We start from the raw sequence: 21486 nt of genomic DNA on the forward strand, positions 1-21486 counted from the left end.
CAGGCCGATGCCCCACACAAGGAACTGCGGGATTCCATACCCGTCAGATCGCGCCGATGACGCTTCACGGTGTCCCGGTCATGGTTTCGGGAGTGATCCGCCGGACGGCTCCTGGACGCCCAGCACGTACCACTGCCTGGGCGATGCGCCACGCAGGTACAGATGACGGTCCTGCGGGGGTCGCTGAGGTAGATCTCGTGGGGCAGGCCCGCCGGGCACAGGCGGTTGGCGCCGAAATCGCCGTCCGTCATGCGCTTGGCAGTGAACTTGGGCCCCATGAGCCTCGGCTTCTCCTGCCGTCACGGGCTCCGCGGAACGAGGGGAGTGGCAGTCCCGTTCCTGTACGACACCGGGAAGACCACGACTGGATCCCATTCCACCGAGCCCGGGCGAAAGTGTCAGTCGCGGTAAGCGGCGGGCGGGATTGCGGGCACCGGGTGCAACTCCTTCCCCAGCCACTTCCGCGCGCTGGCCGCCAAGCTCCCGTCGGCACGATCCCGTTCCAGCAGCTTGTTCACGAACCGCACCAGATCGGGCTGCTCGGGGCTCATCCCGACACCGTAGTACGCGTTGGCGAGTGACCGCCCGACCACCTTGGTCTGCGGGTCCTGCGCCGCCATCCCTGCCAGTATTCCGTCGTCGCTGGACACGGCGGCGACCTTGCTCTGCTGCAGCGCGACCACGCAGTCCGGGATGCTGGGCAACGTCACCACGTCCAACCGCACCGGCAGCTTCCGCAACGTGGCCTCGGTCGTGGACCCCTTGGAAGTGCAGAGCTTCTCGCCCGCCAGCTGCTCCACTTCCTTGACGTCGGAACCGGTCGGCACCAGCAACCGCTGCGTCGCGTTGTAGTACGCGCTGGAGAACTCGACCGTGCGCTGCCGTACGCAAGTGGCGCTGAATGTGTTGACCACGATGTCGACCTGCTCCTGCTCGATCATCCGCGCCCGGTCGGCCACGTCGCGCACCACGAACTGGACCTTGTTCGGGTCGCCGAAGATCGCCTGGGCGATCTTGTGGACGATGTCGATGTCGGCGCCTTCGAGCTGCCCGGTCTGCGGGTTGCGGTAGCCGAGCAGGTACTTGCCCTGGTCGACGCCCGCAATCAGCCGTCCGCGTGCGTAAATCTTTGCCATCGTCGACCCGGACGGCATGGCACCCGGCTTGGGCAGCACACCCTCGGGGCGCAGGCTGTCCTTCACGGTCGTGCACTCGGGCTTCGACGGCGGCGGCGCCTGCGACGTGCTCTGGTCGCCGTCGCTCGTGTTCGCGTCGGTGCCGTGCAACGCGGGCAGCGCGAGCCCGACGAGGGAGAGCATGACGGCGATGGAAAGGAGGAGGAACGGGCGCCGGACGTTGACCATCGACGTGTGGAAACCGTTGTGGGGACTGGTCATCGGTACTCCTCCACCCGACGTGTGACGCCGATCGCGAAGCCTGCGGCGGCCAACGTGAACAACACGGCGGGCCCGGACGCGAGCAACGTCGTCGCGTCACTGGCGGCTGATGTCGCGGTGGCGAGCCGCTTCTGGGCCTCGGTGCCCGCCTGGCTCACAGACTTGTCGAGAGCGGCGAACGCGGCACCGGAACTACCGGCGTCGGTACCGACCGCCGACCGGACGGCCTTCTGGTAGTCACCGCTGTCGTCGAACCGGCGCAGCTGGGCATGTGCCTTGGACCACGCAGTCGTGGCGGCGCGGATGTCGTCGACGTCGGCGCCGCGGTCCTCGGCGACGCCGAGCGGGCCGTCCTTGGCGGTGAGCCGGTCGAGTTGTTCGGTGAAGCCCGAGTCGGACGCGCTGCCGCCGCTGCGGGCCACCAGCACCAGGCTTTCGTTGCTTCGGGCCTGCAGCACGAGCGCGCCGGCCTCGTCGAGCGCGGTGGTCGCGTCGCCGGCCTTGTTCGCGTCGGCGAGCGCGCTCTCACTGGCCAACGTCGACAGGGTCCACCACAACACGCCTGCGACGACGAGCACGGCCGCCCCGGCCACCCCGAGGTTGAGCCGGCGCTGCGTGCGCAGGGACTCCCGGCGGGCGAGGTCGAGTGCCGCGAGAAACAACGCGATCCCGAACACGACCACGGCGATCGGCAGCGAACTGGCGGTGCGGTAGTCGGTGTTGAGCGCTTCGGCTTCGATGCGTCGAAACTTTTCGGCCGCGGGCAGCAGTTCGGTGCGCATCTGTTGCGACGCCTGCGCCAGATACGACTGGCCCAGCGGCAGCCCTTGACGGTTGTAGGTGCGGGCCGTCTCGATCAATCCGGTGTACGCGGGCAGGCCGGTGATCAAGGTGTCGAGCGGCTTCGCGGCCGGGTCGTCCGGCGCGACCTGCCGGGACGCCTTGGCAAGGCGCTGACCGGCGTTGGCGACGTCCTCGTCGTACCGGGTACGGATCGCCGCGGGCTCCTGGCCGGCGGATACATAGCCGCTGGTGGCCATGGCGTCGGCGTGGGCAAGCGCTTGGTAGATCTCACCGGCGTGCTGCGTGAGCGTGGTGTCCCGGCCGGCCGCGTCGGTCACCGCGCCGGCCCGCGAAGACCCACCGATCAGACTCAACACGGCAGTGACCAGGCCGGCCAAGGTCAGCAGCACCCCGACGCGGCGCAACCGTGCCGGCGTGCGCGGTCCCGTCCACTGCCCCCACCACGACAGTTGCCTGGCCCCGGCGTCCCGTGAAGCGGGTGGCGCCGCCGGACTCTGCGTCGTAGTCATGGTCACCCCCTGAAGGGAACCGATCATAACCGCCGCACCCCTGCGAAACCCCGGCTTCGAGGCAAACTGGCCCGAGGCAAAATCCAACGGATCACTTCGACGTCAACGGATCACTTCGACGCCGGGGTGGGCGGGCAGCCGGGCGGCCAGGGCCTCGGCGAGTGTCCGGGCGGGACCTCCACGGGGCGACGGCTCTCCATGTCCATCAAAACTGTGCGGTAGTGACTGACTTCGAATCATGAGAATGATATTTCCTGAAATCCCTTGATGAGTCCGGTGAGTTGGCTGCATCTCGTGATGTATGAGGTATGTGGATGGGGGTGGGCTGAAGCCTGCCGGGGACGTACAGCCCATCAGCCCGCACCGTACGCCGCACAGGGGCCCACCATGCCGCGCCAACGGCCGTCACCTCCCTCGATCCACGCAACGCAAGCCCGACGAAACCCGACACTGACCTCACAGTCCTCACTCGACCCCGTCCGCGTACCGCGAACGGGGTCATCACGTGTGTCACCGGGTGTGCGGTGTCCGCGCCGTCGGCCCCGGCAGGGCGGGAGCGCTGCGGGATCGGCATCGTTCGCACGCAGTCGCTCGCCGTGGACCCCGTTGGGCGGCGACGTGCCGGGGCCGGGGAAAACGGGGCACTCGGTCCGGGCGTCGGGGGACGGCCGGCCCGAGGGCTCGTGGTGTGGCTGCCGGGCTACTTGGCGCAGGTGCGGTCGCGGGCGGGCAAACGGCCGGTGGCGAGGTAGGAGTTGACGGTGGAGTCGATGCAGGCGTTGCCGTAAACCCCGTAATTGGCGTGCTGGTTGGCGCCGGCGAGGGTGAGGAGGCGGGAGCTGGGCAGACGGTCGTGCAGGGCGACGCTGTGGGTGTAGGGGACGCGGGGGTCACCGGTGGAGGCGACGATCAGGGCCCGGGTGTCGTGGCGGACCCGGACGGGTGCCTCGCGCGGGCGGTCCCAGAAGGCGCACGGGGTGATGCTCTCGGTCAGCGGGGCGAACAACGGGTGGGCGGCGCGGCCCCGTTCGATGTCGCGCCAGTACGTCTCGGGGTCGCGCGGGGCGGGGACGTCGCCGCACAGGATCGCGGTCTGGGCGCTGGCGACGGAGGAACCGGCGGGGGTGAACACGCTGCGCAGCAGGCCGGCGAAGGCGGGCGGCAGGGTGGTGGGGCGGCCTTCGGCGGCCCGGGCGAGCAGGGACATGTGCTCGGCCAGGGAGGCACGCGCCGGGTCGGTGTCGTCGGCGAGTTCGGTGAAGAGCAGGGCGGGGACCTGGCTGCCGTCGAGGCGGAAGACGTCGGGGGCGGTGCCGACGGTGAGCGGTTCGCGGGCGGAGGCGGCGATCACGTCGTCGAGGGTGGCGCGTACCTGTTCGCGGGTGCGGCCGAGGCCGTAGGTGCCGTGGCGTGCGGCCGTCCAGTCGGCCCAGTCGTCGTACGCCTTCTCGTTCTCGGCATCGGCCCCCTTCAGGAGGCGGGGGTTGTAGCGGTCGGGATCCAGGGCGCTGTCGAGGACCACCCGGTCGTGGCGGGTGGGGAACATCTGGGTGTAGGCCGTGCCCAGGTACGTACCGTAGGAGTAGCCCAGGTAGGAGATCTTCCGCTCGCCGAGGACACTGCGGACGACGTCGATGTCGCGGGCGGTGTTGCGTGTCGTGACGTGCGGCAGGAGCGGGCCGTTGGTGGCCCGGCACCGCTCCGCGACGCTTCTGGCCCGGGCCGTCCGGCGGTCGAAGCCGGCCCGGTCGGGGCCGGCCGACAGCAGGCCGGGGCCGGAGGACAGGCCGCAGTCCAGGGGGGTGCTGCGGCCGGTGAAGCGCGGGTCCATGCCGATCAGGTCGTAGCGGGCACCGGTCTCCTTCATCACGGGGCGCACGGCGAGCCCCGTGCCGAGGCCCGGGCCGCCCGGACCTCCGGGGTTGATCAGGAGGGAGCCGATCCGGTGCCGGGTGTCGGTGGCCTTCAGGCGGGATATGGCGACGGTGATGGTCCGGCCCCGGGGCTTGCCGTAGTCGAGCGGCACGGTCACGTCCGCGCAGCGTGCGCCCGCGGCGTCGAGGGCACGGCCCGTCTCGTCGTCCGCCCCCTGGGCGCAGCGGTGCCAGTGGGGGCGCTGCTGGTAGTAGCGGCCGAGCCCGGCGGCAGGGGCCGCGTCGGCGGCCGCGGGCGTCACGGCGGTGGGCGTCACGGCGGTGGCGGGTGGGGTGGCCAGGCCGGTGGTGAGGCCGGCGGCGAGGACGATCCCTGCGGCCGAGGCGCGCCGTACGACGGTACGGGGGGTGGTCATGGTGCTTCTCCTGACGGTGACGAACACGGCCGGTCCGGAGAGCGTCCGGGCCGGGCAGGTCGAGCCTTCCAGCGCACCCCGCCCGCGCGCATCGCCGTGCGACACGAACTGCCGGTACGTCAGCCGCAGCAGGACGGGCCGCCGACGTGCACCCTGCGTACCACCTCCACCCCGGACGCAACGGGAAGGCGGTACCGGGAGGTGCCGGGAAGGGAAGAGTCACGGGCCGGCCGGCCCACGGCCGGGACGGGGCGCCCCTGGCGTGCGGCCCGCCCCCGCGACGACGGCGTGGGCGGTTTCCCGAAGGCGAGCAGTGCGTCGGAGCGGGCCGCCACTGTGGCGGTGCGCAACTGACGCAACCGGACGCTTTTCTCCTCATCTCCTCCAGCGGCGCGTGGGCGGTCACTCCGAGGCCCCCTTCGATGTGGTCCTCGCCGAGGGATGGGTGGTACCCGGTGTGCGGCCGCGGGCCAGTGGTGCGAGCCCGGCCATGAGGACCACGGCCGCGAGCGGGATCAGATCGAGATCGACCGCGATCAGGGCGAAGGACACGAACACGAGTGCCGGGCTCCACATGGGCAGCCGCCTGGGCCGTGCGGCCGCCATCATGATCAGCAGGGCGAGCATGCCGAGCTGGAAGGCCATCGGCCCCACGAACTCGAGAAAGCCGGGCAGCGGGGCGTACTCGGCGAGGCCGGGAAACAGATCGCCGAGGATCACCCGGACGAAACAGCCCGCGCCGAAGACCCCGGCCACCGTGGCGACACCGGCAGCGGTTCTCATCCGGAGGGTGGCCAGGGGAACGAGGCTGCGCAGCATCACGACCAAAGCGCCGAACAGGAGGAAGGCGGCAAGGAAGAACGTGTGACCGAGGTTCCAGGCCGCCCCCGGGCCGTGGTCGCCGTCCATGCCGTCGATCAGACGAAGCACGCCGTACAACAACAGCAGGAGGGGAACGAGGGAACAGAGCAGTCGAGTGGTGCGTGTTACCGATGTCATGCCCATACCGTCGCTACCCGGGATGCGTACGGGCCATCGGAACGATCCCCCAGCCCACCCGGAGACATGCCGTAGGGGTTGGCCGACTCGACGGCCGTTCCTCCCCGGGGACTTGGGCGTGCACCAGCCGGTGTTTCAAAGGGAGCGGTGAATCCCCTCGGGGTCGTCGTGGGCCGCTGCCGCGAACTCCTCGAAGCCCAGGTTGCCGATGCTCAGGTTCGCGTGGATCTCGTGGACCCCTGCGGGAACGGTGCGGAACTCTCGGCCGAACTCAATCAGTTGCTCGTAGTCCTCGTCGTCCTCGCAGTCCTCCCGCGTCAGAGTGGTGACCGCCAGCAGCGCGTGGTTTCCGGCCTGCATGGTTGTCCGGTCGGCGAGGAAGACGACGGACAGGTCCTCGTCGGTGCGGACCGCGGTCAGCACCTCGTCAACGGTCGCCTCCGCCCAGGCCGGATCGTCGACGAAGTGGATGTGCGCCTCGTACTGCTCGTCTCCCCGGGGTTCCGTCAGCGCCGCCACCACGTTCTGCCACGCCCGGTCGTCGTGGTGGTCGGTCCTGACGACCAGAGCATCGAACTCACCACGGTCGACGACGGCGGGCAGCGCTCTCATTTTTTCTTCTCCTCGGTGACGATCGGTGAGCCGTCTCCCGACTGTCTCACGGGCCACTGTCACACTCCGCCGGGGCGGGCGACGGCGCAGTGCGGTCGGCGGACCCGTCCCCTTCCGGGGCTCGCGGTCGTTGGAGAACCGTGAGCAGCAGAGCGAGACGCCTTTCTCTTCCCCTTGCCGTTGTGTTCAAGGGCGCCCGTCGACCCGGATCGTCGGCGGGCGCCCTCCTGGAGAACGGACATCGATGAATCCGAACCACCTTCCCGAACTCGGCCGGGCGCTGCGCGTTCTCGGTGAGCACGGGGACCAAATCACCCGCACCACCCCCGTCGAGAAGCTCCACGAGATCCGGACCGACCTGCAGAAGGCCCTCGCGCTCCTGGAGGCGACCACCGGGCCGAAGCCGCACACCAGGTGCCGGGAGCACCCCTACGGGGCCGTGGACGAGGAGGCTCCGGACCTGTGCCTGCTCTGCCAAACCCGCCGCCGACGCGGTGAGCAGGCCCAGAAACGAGCCGGCGGCTGGTCACGGCCCACTCGATAGCGACCGGCCGGGCAGTGGCCCCGCTCGTCCCCGTGAACCACATCGTCGAGCCCCCGGTACCGTCGGGAGGGCCGCCCGTTGCCGTATCGGGCCCTGATGTCACACGGTCTGCGCCGGCGGGGCGACAGCCATGTTCTGGCCGGCCACGATGCGCCAGCCGTCCGTCTGTTCGGCGATCACGTAGAGCGTCGCGCCCCACGGCCCGTCGGCAGGTCCGCCCGTGCTGTCGGTGGGTGTCTGCACCACGTTCACCGCGATCACGTCAGGGGTTATCGCCAGCATCTTGACCACGTCGTACCGGGCGAAGGAATCGCGCAGGAAGCTCTTCAGCGCCGGAGCGCCGAACTCGACGATCGCCTTCCTGCCGTCAAGACGCGTGCCCTTCGCGTTGGTCCAGGAGGCGTTTTCGGCGTACTGCTCGCCCAGCGCGACCGGGTCCTTCTCGTTGAAAGCCTTCTCCAACCCCTTCACCACACCGGTCACCGCTGCCCGGGTCTCCGGTGAGATCGTCCCCACCACAAGAATGTCGCTCGTCATGACGGTGCCCTTCTCCGTACCGAATCGCTCGAGTGACGGCTGTGAGCGCCGCCGTCACTCACCCCACGACATCAACCACGGTCGAGGTCAAGCCCGGTGAACAGCTTCACGGAGATCAGAGGTGCGGTGCACATGCGGCGGTACGTGGCCGAGCACCGTTCACCACCCCCGGCAGGACGAGGACTTGTTCATGCGATCATACGAGCGGCTCTCGATGGGCCGGTGCGCCGACGACCGATCGGACAACGGACAACAGGCGTCGGGTATCGGGTATCGAACATCGGGCATGGGCAATCGAGCGAGAACGGAAGTGCGGCGTGAGCGGGGCTGGGGAGCGGGACGAGTCGTCCGTACCCGACGAGGAGTGGGAACGGTTCCTCCGTGAATCGGTGGCGGGTGTGGCCGGGGCTCCCGTGGAGCCGTCGGCGCGCGCCCGTCAGGTGGAGCGGCGGCTGCGGGAGCAACCCGGGCAGCCGGAGGGCTGGCGTACGTACTCACCGGCCCGGCCCCGGCGCAGGAAGGGCTGGTACGTGGCCGGGCTGGTGGCGGTGGCGGCCCTCCTCGCCGTGGCGCTCTTCCCGCAGCAGGTCTTCGGCTGGTTCGGTGGCGACGACGGTGGGCAGGACGGGGCCCCGTTGGCCGCCGAGTCGGAGACCCCGCGGGAGGCTCCCGCCGCCGAGCGGGGACTGCCCCCCACCCTCGACGAGCCCTTCCGGGGTTCGCCCGCCGCCCGGTGGGCCGACGGAGCGGCGGGGATCACGGTGCCGCCGGCCAGGGCGACCGGCTGGATGGACGCCGCCCAGGTCGAGCGGGCGCTGCGGCAGGGCCGGGACTTCCTGGTGGCTGCGGGGCTCGACTCCCGTGTGCTGCGCGGCGAGCGGCCCACGAAGGCGATCGCGCTGCTGAACCCGCATCAGAAGGATGTCCAGGAGTACCTCCGTACCGCCCTGTCGTCGAAGAAGCCCACGCCCAGGACCGATCCGCTGCTGCTGTTCAGCCGCTTCCGGCCGGAGCAGTCCCGGCTGGTCGGTGACGTGGTCAAGACCCGCGGCCGGCTCACGTACCGGGAGGGGGACAAAGGGGCGGTCGAGGTGACGGCGGACGTCACCTTCGTGTACCCGGTCACCCCGGCGGACGGCGGCGGGCGGGACTCCGAGGTCGTCCGTACGATCGTGCGGCGCGAGGTGGTGATGAGCTGGGACGATCCGGCCAAGGTCATCATCGAACCGGGCACGATGTCCCTCGTCTCGTATGCGCTCGACATGGTCAACGGCGGCTGCTCCGCCCCGACCGGCTATTTCGTTCCGCCCTTCGGCACGGCCGACGAGCAGCCCACCGACAAGGACCGCCGGGTCGACCCGTACGACCGCAGCAAGCCGGTCGACACGACCGGCGGCACGACGGCCACGGCCGCCAACTGCGCGACCGCCACCCGCTCCTGAGGGCCGTCCGGCCCGACATGGCCCGTCACGGGCGGGACTGGACGGGCCCGGACAGGACCGGGCGGGACCGGGCGGGACCGGGCGAAATCGGGCTGCTTCGTGCGGGTGGCGTGGAACGGGCCGGTGGGGCCCCCGAAACCCCACCGGCCGGCCGATGGTCGAGAACCTCGGCGGACGGTCGGTGTCAGCCGTTCATGCCGCCGGCGAAGGGCTTCGTCTGCCACTGGTCGACGACGGGCTTGAGGTACCCCGTCAGAGCGGGCAGTTGCGGGGCCAGCGTGAGGGTGGCGATGATCCGCAGCATGCCCAGGGTGTGGGCGAAACCGAGCACCTCCTCGTCGAGCTGCCTCGTGCCGTTGCGCCGTGCGCCGCGGTTGTAGGCGGCTTCGTGCTCGGGCCCCAGTGCGGCCAGGTCCCACTCGACGGGCCCCAGCGTGACCAGTTCGAAGTCGGCGTAGAGGTCGCCGTCCACCCCGGAGAAGATGTTCGCGGGCGGGCAGTCGCCGTGGACGGGCTGGAGGTCGACGCCCGGGAACCGGGCCTCGAAGGCCTCGCGTGAGCGCACGAGGGGTTCCAGGACCTGCCATTCGCGGCGGGCCCGGTCCAGTTCGGCCGCCCCGATCAGGTCGGGGTGCCGGTCGAGCCGGTCGAGGCTGTCCGCGACGAACTGCGGCTCGGCCGTCGACAGGAACTCCAGGCGGCCCGGGTAGGCGCGCAGTGCCGCGTGCAGGTCGGCGACGCTTTCGGAGTTCGCCACGTAGTCGGGTTCCTTGTCCCGGGCCTCCTCGACGAACGGCCAGAACGTCATCGAGAACCCGTCGCGCCGCACGGGTTCCCGCGGCACGAGCGGGCTGGGCGCGATCACCGGGACTCCCCGGCCGTCGAGCCAGCTCGTCACGTCCAGCTCGTCCTGCTGGCGGCGCGCGAGGGCGGCCGGGTCGTCGGGCAGGACGGTGGGGACCCGGGCCACCACCGGCGAGGGCGCCAGGTGGACGACGACGGAGAAGACGTCGTGGAGCACCGTGGGGTCGGTGACGGTCAGGCCGAGCCCGCGTCCGGCCGCGACGGCCGCCCCGACGGCGGCGGCGGTGCGGTCGGCGAGCTGTCGTGGTGTCAGGAAGGTGGTCGAGGGGGTCATGAATGCCTCGTTTCGGTGGATTCTTGAGGAGTGGGGCGGGTGCGGGTGAAGGGGGTTTGGTGACGGAACGGGCCCGGCGGGGGTCAGTGCCTGCGGCCGGCGCGCAGCTCCAGACGCTCCCCCTCGAAGCGTGCGCGGAAGCCCCGGTCGTGCGAGACCGCGACCACCGCCCCTGGGTACGCGACGAGCGCGGCCTGAAGGTCCTCGACCAGGTCGAGCGCGATGTGGTTGGTGGGTTCGTCGAGGACGAGGAGGTCCGCGGGCCGGGTCACCAGGATCGCGATCTGCAACCGTCGTTGTTGTCCCGCGGAGAGGGACGCGACCGGGACATGCAGGTCCTCCTCCCGGAACAGGCCCAGGGCCAGCAGCTGTGCGGCGTGTTCGTCCGGCGGTCCGGGCCGCCCGGCGGCGAACGCGGCGAGCAGCGGGAGCCGGGTGGAACGCGCGGGCAGTTCCTGCGCGAGGTAGCCGATCCGGGCGGGGCGGCGGGCGGTGCCCGCGTCCGGCTCCAGGTCGCCCGCCAGGACACGCAGCAGTGTCGTCTTGCCCGCGCCGTTCTCGCCCGTGACCAGCAGCCGCTGTCCGGGGGCGATCGTCAGGAGCCCGTCCAGGCACAGGCGTTCGCCGACCCGTACGTCGTCGAGCTCGACGAGGGGATCCTGGGCCGGGCCGCCGTCCGCCGCCGACAGCGCCGTCGTGAACCGGAGCGGCGCCGGCGGCTCCGCCACCGGGTGGCGTCGCAGCTGGGCCAGGCGCTCCCGGGCGGAGCGCACCTGCCCGCCGAGCTTCGCCTCGCTGGACCGGCGGTGCTTGCCGAAACCCTGCTTCGGGTCGCGGCCGGTGGTGGCGAGCCGTCTTCCCGCGGCATCGAGCAGTTCCTCCGTGCGGGTCACCTCCTCGACCCAGTCCGCGTACCGCTGCTCCGCTCCCCGCCGGGCGGCGGCCTTCGCGGCGCGGTAGCCGGCCCAGCCGTCGCCGTACCGGCGCACGGTGCGCTCGTCCCGGTCGACCTCGATGATCGTGGTGGCGACGCGTTCCAGGAAGCCGCGGTCGTGGGTGACCGCGACGACGGTGCCGCGGTGTGCGCGCAGGTGCTTCTCCAGCCAGTGCACGGCCGCCGCGTCGAGGTGGTTCGTCGGTTCGTCCAGGAGCAGCAGTTCGGGGGCGGCGGCCAGGACGCAGGCGAGCGCGAGCCGGGACTGCTCCCCGCCGGACAGCGAGCCGAGCGGGCGGTCCCGGGTGATCCGGGCGAGTCCGAGCCCGTGCATCGCGGTATCCACCCGGGCGTCCGCCCCGTATCCGCCGCGTTCCTCGTACGCGGTCAACAGCTCGCCGTACGCGGCGAGTTCCTCGTCCGACGCGTCCGCGAGGGACTCCTCCGCCGTACGGAGCCCCCGCTCCATGGCGCGCAGTTCGGTCAGGGCGAGGTCGACGGCGTCCTGCACGGTGCGGACGGCATCGAGGTCGAGGGTCTGGGCGAGGTGGCCGATGCCGCCGGGGAAGCCGACGGTGACCTCCCCCGCGTCCGGCGTCTCGGCCGCTGCGAGCAGCCGCAACAGGGTGGACTTGCCGGAACCGTTCTCGCCGACGACGGCGGCCTTCTCGCCCGGCCGGACGGTGAAGGAGATCTGGTCGAGGACGGTCCGGGTCCCGTAGGACTTGGTGACGTCCTTGACGGACAGCTGCGCCACGGCAGCGGGGGTTGCGGTGGGCAGGGTGATGGTACGGGCGCGGTCGCGCATATGACTTTCCCCGGGCATGCGAAGGGTCTACGGGCAGCAGAAACGGCGGCATCGGCCGTGCCCGGACTCAGACGAAGAAGAAAGCCATGCACTCACCTTAACAAGACGAACCGTCTCGCCTCAATTCAATTCGCATACGGGGCGAAGCCCGGCCCCGGGCGTTCCCGAAGGGGTCGATCCCGGGGGCGGTGGCGCGAGGGCGCTCTCCCGTTCGAGCGTCGATGCGAACGACGCGCCGAACCGCCCCGAAACGGGTCGCCCTCGCCCCGGCCCCCTCCCCCGCGCTCCCCACTCCTGCCAGACTGGCCCCGGCCCCGCCACACCCCCCTCGGCGGGAGCACCCCCCCTGGAGGCCACCATGACGTGCGGAAACTGCGGCGCAGCAGCCACCCAGGGCCCCGACGGGTCCTGGACCTGCAGCAATCAATGCGGCTGGTCGTCCACGGCACCCGGTCCCGCCGTGACCCCGGAGATCACCACCACCCGATGCCGCGGCTGCGACGCCGAGATCCACGGCCTCAACGGCCGGTACGCATGCGGGCTCTGCGGATGGTCCAACCACTGGGACGAGGGACACCAGCCGCTCCCCACCTCCGGCAACGCCGCCGAGGGCACCAACACCCTGCGGTAGCGGGGGCGTCGGTGCCCTCGGCGGGCGCCGCGTTCTCCCGGTGGAACCGGACCGGGCCCGGGGCCCTCAGTGGAACCAGACCAGGACCGGAACCCGGATCTCCTTGGCGTCCCGCATGATCATGTACTCGATGATGACCGGCTCGCCCGGGATCTCCAGGGAGTACCGGACCTCGATGTCGTCCAGCGCGTCACCCGGCGGCCGTCTGCCGAGATCGACCGCGCCGCCGACCTCGATGGCCAGGGCCCGCAGGAAGTTGGCCGTCTTCCGGCGGAGGTCGACGGGCATGTCGAGCACGGTCCGTGCCGGGATCTCCTCCGTCCAGACGGACCAGCTCACCGGGCCCCGTCCACGAACAACTCGTCGACGGAGACCAGGGAGTGGCCGGCCTCGGCATTGGCCCGGCTCCGGGCGGCCGCGGGGGCGCGGTGCAGCATCGCCACCTTCCACCAGCGGCGCATCGTGGTCGGTACGTCGCTCTCCTCGGCGGCCAGGACCTCGGTGTAGAAGCGGGCGCGCTCGGCACCGCTCAACGCGTCCCCGATCGCGTTGATGGTGTGCGGGACACCGGTGACCCGGGGGTCCGCGGGGTGCTCGGGCTGAGCCGTCACAGATCTCTCCTTCGTTCTGCTGCCCCAAGTCTGCTACGCCGAGGCCCCGGCCGGGAACCGGACCGGTTCGATCGGCCTGCCTGCCTTGCCTGCCTGCCTGGAACCGGACCGGAGCAGTCGGCCGAAAACCGAGCCGGACCGGACCGGGCCGGGCCGGTGCAGTCGGTCAGGACAGGATCTCGACGTACCCGTCGGTTCCGTGCACGCGGATCCGCTGCCCGTCCCGGATCAGCCGGGTGGCCCGTTCCACGCCCACGACGGCCGGCAGGCCGTACTCCCGGGCGATCACCGCGCCATGGGTCATCAGGCCGCCCACCTCCGTCACCAGGCCCGCGATTCCGACGAACAGCGGCGACCAGCTGGGGTCCGTGAAGGACGTGACCAGGATGTCGCCCGGTTCGAGATCGGCCTCCGCCACGTCGAGGACGACGCGGGCCCTTCCCTCGACGGTCCCGGCGGAGACCGGCAGACCGGCCAGGGCACCGGCCGGCACGTCGTCGCGCCGGTACGCCCCGGTGAGGGCCTCGCCGTCCGACGTGAGCACCCGGGGCGGGGTGAGCGCCCGGTACGACCGGAACGCTTCCTTGCGCCGCTGGACGATCCCGGCGTCCACCCGGTGCGAAACCACGGCCTCGCGGAACTCCTGGAGCGTGAGGTAGAAGACGTCCTCCTGCTCGGGAATCACACCGGCCCGCACCAGACGCCCGGCCTCCGCCAACAGGGCCTGCTTGTAGATGAAGTAGCGGCTGACGATGCCGTACTTCGGGTACTCCCGGTACCCGATGAAGGTGCGGACCCGGTCGATCATCCGCTTGGTCTCGTCGGCCTTCCGGTCCCCGTCCGGCAGGGCCCGCAGGCGTGACAACACGTCCTGCTCCTTCTCCTGCGCCTTCTGCCGCCCCTGCTCGAAGCGCTGTTCGGCGGCGCCCGGCCCGAAGTTCCTGACGTTGTCGAGGATCAGGGGCACGAGGGTGTCGGGGCGCTCGCGCCAACGCGGCCTCGTGATGTCGATCTCGCCGACGCAGCGCATGCCGTACCGGTCGAGGTACGCCTCCAGGGCCTCGCGCGCCTCGGGCCCGCCCTCGCGCTGCGCCAACCCGTCGAGAAAGTCCTCGGCCGGGACACCCCGAACATCCCGAACACCCAGGGCGTCCCGAACATCCCGGACGCCCTGGGCATCCTGAGCGGCCCGGACGTCCTGGAGGAACTCCACCACCTCCGGCCACGGCCGGATCACGTCCGCGACGTCGAGCAGGGCCAGCCCCATCTCCGACGTGATGTTGTCGGGGGCGGAGAGGGTGAGCGTGTCAGCCGCGTTCTTCTCGCCCAGCCATTCCCCCAGCTTGTCGTTGAGCCACCAGGTGGCCTCCATTCCCGCCATGATGGCCTGGATGCTCAGTGGGTCGCCCAGGACCCGCTTGTGCTCCTCGAAGGCCTCGGTCAGGAAGTCGAACAGCTCCGGTCCCGTCTTCGTCCGGATGTCGCGCTCCAGGGCGGCGACGGACTCCCGGCTGCGCCCGATCAGTTCGGTGACGATGGCCGGATCGGTCCCGATCGGGGCAGGCGCACCGTCGCCCGGCGGCCTGCCGGGCTCCGGGTCGGGAAGCGACGGGACGAAGTCGTCGCGGTCGAGAACGGTTTCCAGGGCGTCCCTGACCAGCGGATCGCCCTTCCCCAGCAGGTCCAGGAGGCCGGCGCGGCTCGCGGGCGAGGTCAGGCGCCGGGTGACGTCGACGAACAGCCTTCCCCCGGCCTCGTGCATCGGCACCATGGCCGTCGCCTGCCACATGGAGAGGCCCAGGGGCTTCATGGCGTCGGTCATCATCTGCTGGTGGCCGACGGAGACGTAGACGTGTTTCTCCTGGTCGTCGCTCTCGGGGACGGGGAACAGCGTCGTGATCGGCCGGCTCTGGACGATCCGGAAGCCGTCGTCGACCAGGCACCACTCGATGTCCTGCGGGCGGCCGAAGTGCGCCTCGATCCGCCGCCCCGCCCGTACGAGCCGCACGACCTGGGCATCCGTCAGCGCGGGCTGCTCCTGCTGTCGCGGGTCGATCTCCACCTCCCGCGTACCGCCGGTCGGCAGGGCCCGGACCGCGCGTTGTTTGGCGCCGATCGTCCTGGTGACGACCTCGCCGTGCCGCACCGTGAAGACGTCCGGGTTCACCAGACCGGAGACCAGCGCCTCGCCAAGACCGAAGCCGGCGTCCACGGTGGCGGTCCTCCGGTCGCCCGTGACGGGGTCGGCCGTGAACAGGATGCCGGACGCGTGCGGGAAGACCATCCGCTGCACGACCACGGCCATGTGGACCGTACGGTGGTCGATGCCGTTGCGCCGCCGGTAGGTCACGGCCCGCTCGGTGAACAGCGAGGCCCAGCACCGGCTGACGTGCCGAAGGATCTCCGCCGGCCCCACGACGTTCAGGTACGTGTCCTGCTGGCCGGCGAAGGAGGCCGTCGGCAGGTCCTCCGCCGTGGCACTGGACCGCACGGCGTAGGCGGCCCGGTCGCCGTGCCGGGCGAGCGCGCGGGTGATCGCCGATGCGAGGTCGTCCGGTACGAGGGTCTCCTCGACGGTCCGGCGGATCTCCGCGCTGAGCACGCGAGTTCCTTCCCGGTCGTCCGGGTGGAGGCGTGCCAGCCGATCGAGCAGTTCGTCGATCGACGGCGTCTTCGCCATGATCAGCCGGAAGGCGTCCGTCGTCACGCAGAAGCCGTCCGGCACGTCGATGCCCTCGATCCGCGACAGCCCGCCCAGGTGCGCGCCCTTGCCGCCGACGGCCTCGACCCGGGACTCGTCGATCTCCTGGAGGTCCAGCACGTACTGCTCGGTCACCGCGACACCTCCACCGGGTCGGTCCCGTTCCGCCGCACCGCTTCACCGGCTGCCCGGACCACCGGTGCGACCACCGGCACGACCACCGGCACGACCACCGGTCGGACGTCATCGCGTCCCTCGTACATCGACCACGGCACACGCACGGTGTGTCCCTCATTTCCGCAGGTTGCAGGCTCGGCGGACGATTCTGCGGCACCACCGGGGCCTTGCCGCAAGCCCCCCGGTGCGCTATAAGTTGAGAGTGGCGAGGAGATCGATCTCCTTGCCTTTTCTTTTTGCCGTCCTTCCGGCGCCCGCTCCGGCGCCTGTTCCGACGCCGGTTCTCCGCCCGTTCTGCCGCCGCCCGTACTTCGTCGCCGCATTCGGCACTTCACGCGGCCTTGGACAGGGTGGACCGGTCCTTGCCGGGCATGTGCCGGACGAGCGTCGCGGGGCCGGCCGCGACGGCTCCCCGGCCGTCGTGGCGCGGCCACAGGCGGAGGGCGCCGATCGCGCCCGCCCCGGCGAGGACCGCGAGGACGGACCAGGCGAGGGTGAAGCCGGCGTTCGTGCCGAGCCATCCCGCGATGGGGTAGGTGATCAGCCAGGCCAGGTGCGACAGCGAGAACTGGGCCGCGAACGCCTCGGGGATCTCGTTCCGTCCGACGGAGGCGCGCAGGACCTTGCCGGTCGGCGTGATGATCAGTGCCATGCCGATGCCGATCACGGTCCAGATGATCGCCGTACCGGTCCAGGTGGCGAGGCCGGCCGCGATGAGCGTCACCGCGGCGGTCGTGCCGCCGACGAGGACGCCGGCGCCGGTCGTCATGACGGTGCGGGCGGCGACCCGGTCGAGGACACGGGGCAGTGCAAGGGCGGCCAGGAGGGTTCCGGTGCCGGAGGCCGCGAGCATCCAGGCGACGGCCGACTGGGAGCCGCCGAGCTCGTCACGGATGTAGTTGACGGTGTTGACGACGACGATCGACCCTGCCGCCGCGACCACGAGGTTGAGCGCCATGATGCCGCGCAGCCGCGGTGTCCTGAGGAAGGTCCTGATCCCCGCGGCCGCCTTGTCCCACGCCTTGGTGTGGGCGCTGGGGCGGGCGTCCGGAATGCGCGTCGCCAGGACGAGCAGGGCGGAGGCGATGAATCCGGCGGAGGTGCCCAGGAACAGCCGGTCGAAGCTCATGAACGTCAGGGCGACGGCGGCCAGCACCGGGCTGAGCAGGCTCTCCATGGTGGAGGCGACCTGGGAGGCGGACAGGGCCCGCGTGTAGTCGGACTCGTCGGTGACGATGTCGGGGATGACGGCCTGGAACGTCGGGGTGAACGCCGCGGAGGCGGACTGGAGCAGGCCGATCAGGACGTAGATGTGCCAGACCTCGGTGACCAGCGGCAGTGCCAGGACCACCGCGCCCCGGACCACGTCGAGGAGGACCAGGAGGGTTCTTCGGGGGAACCGGTCGACGTACGCGGCGGCCAGCGGGGCTATGACCACGTACATGACCATCTTGATGGTCAGGGCGGTGCCGAGCACCATGCCGGCGTTCGGGCCGGCGAGGTCGTAGGCGAGCAGGCCGAGGGCCACCGTGGTCAGCCCGGTACCGAACAGGGCGATGACCTGGGCGCCGAACAGGTGGCGGTAGTCGCGGATGGCGAACAGACGCATGGCGGGTCCTTCCGTGTCCATGCGGCGGGGCACGGCCCCGGGGTGGGGACCGTGTCCCGCGCATACAGGCGGGGGTGTCTTCACTCACCGGTGTCGCTCCCCGGGGTGAGACCGGCGAGCAGGTTGAAGGCGCCGGTGAGGATGTTCAGTGCGACGACGCCGACCACATCGGCCATGGCACGGTCGCTGTAGCCGTGCTCGCGCAGCGCGTCGACCTGTTCGTCGGTGATGGACGTCGGTTCGCGGTAGACCTGGAGGGCGAGGGCGATGATCGCCGCGATCGCGGGATCCGCCGAGGTGCCCGTGCGGGCCCGCTCGATCTCCTCCTCGTCCACTCCCATGGCGCGGGCGGCACCGACGTGCGCGTCGAGACACAGTCCGCAGCCCTGCAGCGCCTGGACAGCGATCGAGATCCGTTCGCTGATCCGGCGGTCGAGCTTGGCTCGTCCCATGGCCCGGCCGAGCTGGAGGTATCCGCCCAGTACGGCCGGCGAGTGCGCCATCGTGGAGACCATGTCACCGACGTGGCCATGGCGGGAGACCAGGTCGGCGAGGAGGTCGCGCGAGGCTCCGACCGCCGTGTCGGGCGTGAGTCGGGTCAGGCGTGGCATGACGCTCCTTCCGGGGCGGGGTGGGTGCCGGGGCGGTGGGGCGCGGCGGGGCCGGTGCCCCTCGGCGGTGCCGGATGGCGCAGCAGTCGATCGGTGGTGTCCATGCGGTCAGTGGTGCGTGTGGTGGCCGTGGTGTGCGTGGTCGTGGTGGCCTCCGTGCTCGGGGGCGGCCTGGGGAGTGGCCCGGGGTGCCGGGTCCTCGGGTGCCGGGTCCTGGGGGTGGGCGGTCGTGGCGGTCCGTACCGTGAACTCGGCCGTCCGTACGACGCCGTCGTGCTGGAAGTCCAGGTACAGGCGGTAGGTGCCGGCCGAGGGCGCGACGGCCATGAAGGCGATCTCGGGCCCCGGTGCGGTGACGCCGTCACCGGGCTCGCCCTCCGGGTGGACGTGGAGGTAGCCCAGGTCGCCGACCCGCAGGGCCACCAGGTGCCCGTACGCGGCCAGGTAGGGCTGCAGGTCGGTGACGGGGCGGTCGTTCCGGCTGACGGTGAGGGTCAGTTCGCTCGCCTCGCCGGGCAGGAGCTCGCCGTCGAGCGCGACGGTGTACTCGCCGATCCGCGCGACCCCGGTGGCCTCGGGGAGCGGCCTCGGGTCGTACGCCCCGGCGACGGCGACGTCGACCCCCAGCGTCATGGGCCCGTCGTGGCCGGCCGGGTGGATGTCGGTGAAGAACCTCCAGTCCCCCGGTTCGAGGGTCAGTTCGACGCTCCAGGTGCCCTTCCCGTCCCGCACCGGGTGCACGTGCTGGAACCCGGAGGTGTCGCGGCGGACGGCGATGAAGTGCAGTTCCTTCTCGTGCTCGGGGAGGAACTCGGTCACCGCCCGCCCGTCGGGGCCGATCACCCGGAAGCCGAGCCGCTGCGGGCCGGCGGTGAGGATCGTCGAGTCGAATTCGAGGGTGTAGCCGTCCTCGGAGACCGACAGCCCACCGGGCCGGCCTCCGCCGTGAGCCCCATGGTTGCCGTGACCGCCATGAGCACTGTGGTCGCCGTGGCCGTGGTGGCCACCGTGGCCCTGGTGGTTGCTGTGGTCGGCGTGGTTGGCCTGGTCGTGACCGGTGTGGTTCCTCATGACATCTCCATGGGTGTGATGCGTCTTGTGGCGTTGCCCCTTCAGGACGACGATCATAACCATATACCCCCCGGGGGTATTCCGGAATGCCTTGAGGGCCTCAATCTCACGAGGGGGTCACTGATCGTTCCGGCCCGGGACCGGCCCGGGACCTCGACGCCCGGCCGGGTTCGTGCCGGACCGCCCGGCCGGGCACCGCTCAACGGCCGGGGCGCCGCCCATCGGCCGGGACGCCGCCCCTCCACTGCGTGGTCAGGACCTCACCGGCCCAGGTCCCCACCGGCGGGGCGGGGGCTACTCGAACGGCTCGTCGTTCCAGCGGAACCACGCCCGGTCGCCCTCGATGTGGAGCAGGAACTCGGCAACGGGCCCGCCCGGCGCGTCCTGCCCCAGCAGCCGCCAGACCTCACCCGATCCCGACACGCCACCCACCTCCATTCAGTTGTCGAACCAGACCACGAGCCGGACGTTGTCGTCCCCGTGCTGCGAGGCGAGCGCCTCCATGACCGTCCAGACCGGCTCCCATTCCCCGCCGTCCTCGACGGCCTCGCGGCGGCTCATCCGCTCGGACCGGTAGACGATGTCGCCGATGTGCCACTCGCTGCCCTCGGGCCAGGTCCGCCCCATCTCCTGTTCGGGGAGGCCGACGGCTTCGGCGAACTGCCGGGACCACATGGACTTGCCCACGTACTCCAGCCCGTCGGCCGTCCGCCGGTACTGATGGAGTCGGCTGTCGGTGTCCTCCGCCGGCTCGGTCCAGTCGGTCGCCCTCAGCTCGGCCCAGGTGATCCAGGTGATGCCGAAGACCTGGTCCGACCACCGGTCCAGCTCCGCCCGGACCCTGTCCGACGCGTCCGGTGGCCGCCCGCGCTCCTCGGCCAGCGGGCGGAAGCCTGCGTAATTGCGGATCCCGAAGAGACAGCCGAACGCGTCGTAGTTCCGGGTGATGTTGAGGAGGAAGAGGTCGATGGCGGCATGCCAGACCGACTCCTCACCGTCCTCGTGGAGCCGCCACGCCCGGCACTCGACGAAACCATTGATGTCCGTTCCCATGCCAGAAATTCTCCGGCCGCCGTCAACCGGATTCCCGGGACGACCTTGTCGATGAGCCCTTGCCGCCGAGCGCGTCGAGGATGTGGGGCCAGGCGGCCCGGCCCAGGAGGGCATCGGCCTCGGGGGTGCCCCCGTACTCGAAGCGCGGGGACGCCGCTGCCGGGCCCTCGCCGGGAAGGCGCGGGCGGTGGCCGGCGGCGGCGTGGGTGATCAGGCGCACGGCCGCCCCTGCGGAGCGCCGCCTCCGGGCCAGCCGTTGGGCGCAGGGGAGCGACGGCCACATCGCGTCGTCCCCGCCCGCGACCAGGACCAGTTCGGGCGGGGCCGTCCGCACCGGGATCTCCGCGGCCGGGAGCGAGCGGGCGAAGGTCCGTTCGCTCAGTTCGTACCAACCGCGGATGGCGACGGCGCCGCCGTCCGGCTCCGGGGAGGTCCAGGAGTCGTCCATCGGGACGAAGGGCAGCGGCTTCCCCCGCCAGGTCCAGGACGAGCGGTACGGGTGGTGCGCCCCGTCGTGGCCGGGGCCGACGTTGCACCAGGCCCACGAAGTGGGCGACAACGCGACGGCCACGTCCACGCGCGAGTCGCGCACCGCCGTGAGCAGAGCGGCTTCGGCGCCCTTGGAGGTGCCGAGGATTCCGACGCGTCGCGCCCCGGCCGCCCGGAGGAGGTCGACGGCGGCGGTGAAGGTCTCCAGGGGGACCTCGCAGATTCCCGGGGGCTGCCCGGGCCCGCCGAACCAGCGGATCGCCAGGGCCGTGAAGCCCTGCCGGGCGAGGAGGCGCGCCCGCTCGCGTTCGACGCGCCCGCTGGACCCGGCCAGGACCAGAACGCCGACGTCGCCGGCGCGGGCGGGAGTGAACAGAACGCCTTCCCAGGGATCGGTCAGCTCCCGCTCGGTGACGTCCATCCGCTCCCCCTCCGCCGTCGTGACCCACGGAAATCCCCGCCCGGACGAAGGCACCCCCGTCATGACGCCCCGTCCGCCACCATCGTCCCCCAGGTGAC

General features: G+C 71.4%; 21 protein-coding genes. 3 read left to right on the forward strand and 18 right to left on the reverse strand.

Features of this window, described 5'->3' with window-relative positions; translation table 11 throughout:
- Positions 1 to 398: 398 nt before the first annotated feature.
- From OCT49_RS36155 to OCT49_RS36175, 5 genes are all read right to left on the reverse strand, one after another.
- A complete protein-coding gene (locus tag OCT49_RS36155) occupies positions 399 to 1397 on the reverse strand; it encodes a glutamate ABC transporter substrate-binding protein (RefSeq protein ID WP_283856394.1) in 999 nt (332 codons plus the stop codon).
- On the reverse strand, positions 1394 to 2710 hold the full coding sequence (locus tag OCT49_RS36160) for a GlnX family signal transduction membrane protein (protein WP_283856395.1): 1317 nt from the start codon (positions 2708 to 2710) through the stop codon (positions 1394 to 1396). Before OCT49_RS36160 ends, OCT49_RS36155 begins: the two co-directional genes overlap by 4 nt.
- Before the next feature lie 700 nt (positions 2711 to 3410).
- Positions 3411 to 5000 (reverse strand): alpha/beta fold hydrolase, encoded by a 1590-nt coding sequence (locus OCT49_RS36165; protein WP_283856396.1) that lies wholly within the window; start codon positions 4998 to 5000, stop codon positions 3411 to 3413.
- 402 nt (positions 5001 to 5402) lie between these two features.
- Positions 5403 to 5999, reverse strand: a complete 597-nt coding sequence (locus OCT49_RS36170) for a hypothetical protein (protein ID WP_283856397.1) — start codon at positions 5997 to 5999, stop codon at positions 5403 to 5405.
- Between the two features lie 135 nt (positions 6000 to 6134).
- Positions 6135 to 6611 (reverse strand): DUF6924 domain-containing protein, encoded by a 477-nt coding sequence (locus tag OCT49_RS36175; RefSeq protein WP_283856398.1) that lies wholly within the window; start codon positions 6609 to 6611, stop codon positions 6135 to 6137.
- A 244-nt stretch (positions 6612 to 6855) separates the two neighbouring features.
- Between OCT49_RS36175 and OCT49_RS36180 the strand changes: the two genes are divergently transcribed.
- Positions 6856 to 7155, forward strand: coding sequence for a hypothetical protein (locus tag OCT49_RS36180; RefSeq protein ID WP_502963508.1), 300 nt, complete (start codon positions 6856 to 6858; stop codon positions 7153 to 7155).
- A gap of 99 nt (positions 7156 to 7254) precedes the next feature.
- Here the strand turns inward: OCT49_RS36180 and OCT49_RS36185 are convergent, their stop codons facing one another.
- Positions 7255 to 7692, reverse strand: a complete 438-nt coding sequence (locus OCT49_RS36185; protein WP_283856399.1) for an SgcJ/EcaC family oxidoreductase — start codon at positions 7690 to 7692, stop codon at positions 7255 to 7257.
- Positions 7693 to 8009: 317 nt separating this feature from the next.
- On the opposite strand from OCT49_RS36185, the gene OCT49_RS36190 reads away from it, so the two are divergent.
- On the forward strand, positions 8010 to 9134 hold the full coding sequence (locus tag OCT49_RS36190; protein ID WP_283856400.1) for a hypothetical protein: 1125 nt from the start codon (positions 8010 to 8012) through the stop codon (positions 9132 to 9134).
- Between the two features lie 184 nt (positions 9135 to 9318).
- Here the strand turns inward: OCT49_RS36190 and OCT49_RS36195 are convergent, their stop codons facing one another.
- Complete coding sequence (locus OCT49_RS36195; protein WP_283856401.1) at positions 9319 to 10272, reverse strand: phosphotransferase family protein; 954 nt, start codon at positions 10270 to 10272, stop codon at positions 9319 to 9321.
- 83 nt (positions 10273 to 10355) lie between these two features.
- Entirely contained in the window at positions 10356 to 12014 is a 1659-nt protein-coding gene (gene abc-f, locus OCT49_RS36200; protein WP_283856402.1) for a ribosomal protection-like ABC-F family protein, read from the reverse strand.
- A gap of 358 nt (positions 12015 to 12372) precedes the next feature.
- On the opposite strand from abc-f, the gene OCT49_RS36205 reads away from it, so the two are divergent.
- On the forward strand, positions 12373 to 12645 hold the full coding sequence (locus tag OCT49_RS36205) for a hypothetical protein (protein WP_283856403.1): 273 nt from the start codon (positions 12373 to 12375) through the stop codon (positions 12643 to 12645).
- Between the two features lie 66 nt (positions 12646 to 12711).
- Here OCT49_RS36205 and OCT49_RS36210 read toward each other — a convergent pair whose 3' ends face one another.
- The 10 genes from OCT49_RS36210 to OCT49_RS36255 all read right to left on the reverse strand — a co-directional run bounded on the left by OCT49_RS36210 (position 12712) and on the right by OCT49_RS36255 (position 21388).
- Positions 12712 to 12984 carry a hypothetical protein gene (locus OCT49_RS36210; RefSeq protein WP_283856404.1) on the reverse strand — a complete coding sequence of 91 codons (273 nt, stop codon included), beginning with the start codon at positions 12982 to 12984 and terminating at the stop codon, positions 12712 to 12714.
- Positions 12981 to 13256 (reverse strand): hypothetical protein, encoded by a 276-nt coding sequence (locus tag OCT49_RS36215; protein ID WP_283856405.1) that lies wholly within the window; start codon positions 13254 to 13256, stop codon positions 12981 to 12983. Before OCT49_RS36215 ends, OCT49_RS36210 begins: the two co-directional genes overlap by 4 nt.
- Before the next feature lie 166 nt (positions 13257 to 13422).
- The gene (gene rph / locus OCT49_RS36220; RefSeq protein ID WP_283856406.1) at positions 13423 to 16092 is read right to left on the reverse strand and encodes a rifamycin-inactivating phosphotransferase; all 2670 of its coding nucleotides are present in this window, start codon (positions 16090 to 16092) and stop codon (positions 13423 to 13425) included.
- The gene (locus OCT49_RS36225; RefSeq protein WP_283856407.1) at positions 16089 to 16238 is read right to left on the reverse strand and encodes a hypothetical protein; all 150 of its coding nucleotides are present in this window, start codon (positions 16236 to 16238) and stop codon (positions 16089 to 16091) included. Before OCT49_RS36225 ends, rph begins: the two co-directional genes overlap by 4 nt.
- 227 nt (positions 16239 to 16465) lie before the next feature.
- A complete protein-coding gene (locus OCT49_RS36230; protein WP_283856408.1) occupies positions 16466 to 17743 on the reverse strand; it encodes an MFS transporter in 1278 nt (425 codons plus the stop codon).
- An 80-nt stretch (positions 17744 to 17823) separates the two neighbouring features.
- Positions 17824 to 18354, reverse strand: coding sequence for a carboxymuconolactone decarboxylase family protein (locus OCT49_RS36235; RefSeq protein ID WP_283856409.1), 531 nt, complete (start codon positions 18352 to 18354; stop codon positions 17824 to 17826).
- A 108-nt stretch (positions 18355 to 18462) separates the two neighbouring features.
- A complete protein-coding gene (locus OCT49_RS36240) occupies positions 18463 to 19425 on the reverse strand; it encodes a DUF8832 domain-containing protein (RefSeq protein WP_283856410.1) in 963 nt (320 codons plus the stop codon).
- A gap of 294 nt (positions 19426 to 19719) precedes the next feature.
- The gene (locus OCT49_RS36245; protein WP_283856782.1) at positions 19720 to 19848 is read right to left on the reverse strand and encodes a hypothetical protein; all 129 of its coding nucleotides are present in this window, start codon (positions 19846 to 19848) and stop codon (positions 19720 to 19722) included.
- A gap of 15 nt (positions 19849 to 19863) precedes the next feature.
- The gene (locus OCT49_RS36250) at positions 19864 to 20478 is read right to left on the reverse strand and encodes a hypothetical protein (protein ID WP_283856411.1); all 615 of its coding nucleotides are present in this window, start codon (positions 20476 to 20478) and stop codon (positions 19864 to 19866) included.
- A 22-nt stretch (positions 20479 to 20500) separates the two neighbouring features.
- Complete coding sequence (locus OCT49_RS36255; RefSeq protein WP_283856412.1) at positions 20501 to 21388, reverse strand: acyl-CoA thioester hydrolase/BAAT C-terminal domain-containing protein; 888 nt, start codon at positions 21386 to 21388, stop codon at positions 20501 to 20503.
- Positions 21389 to 21486: the final 98 nt, after the last annotated feature.

The sequence above is a fragment of the Streptomyces sp. ML-6 genome (assembly GCF_030116705.1).
GTDB lineage: Bacteria > Actinomycetota > Actinomycetes > Streptomycetales > Streptomycetaceae > Streptomyces.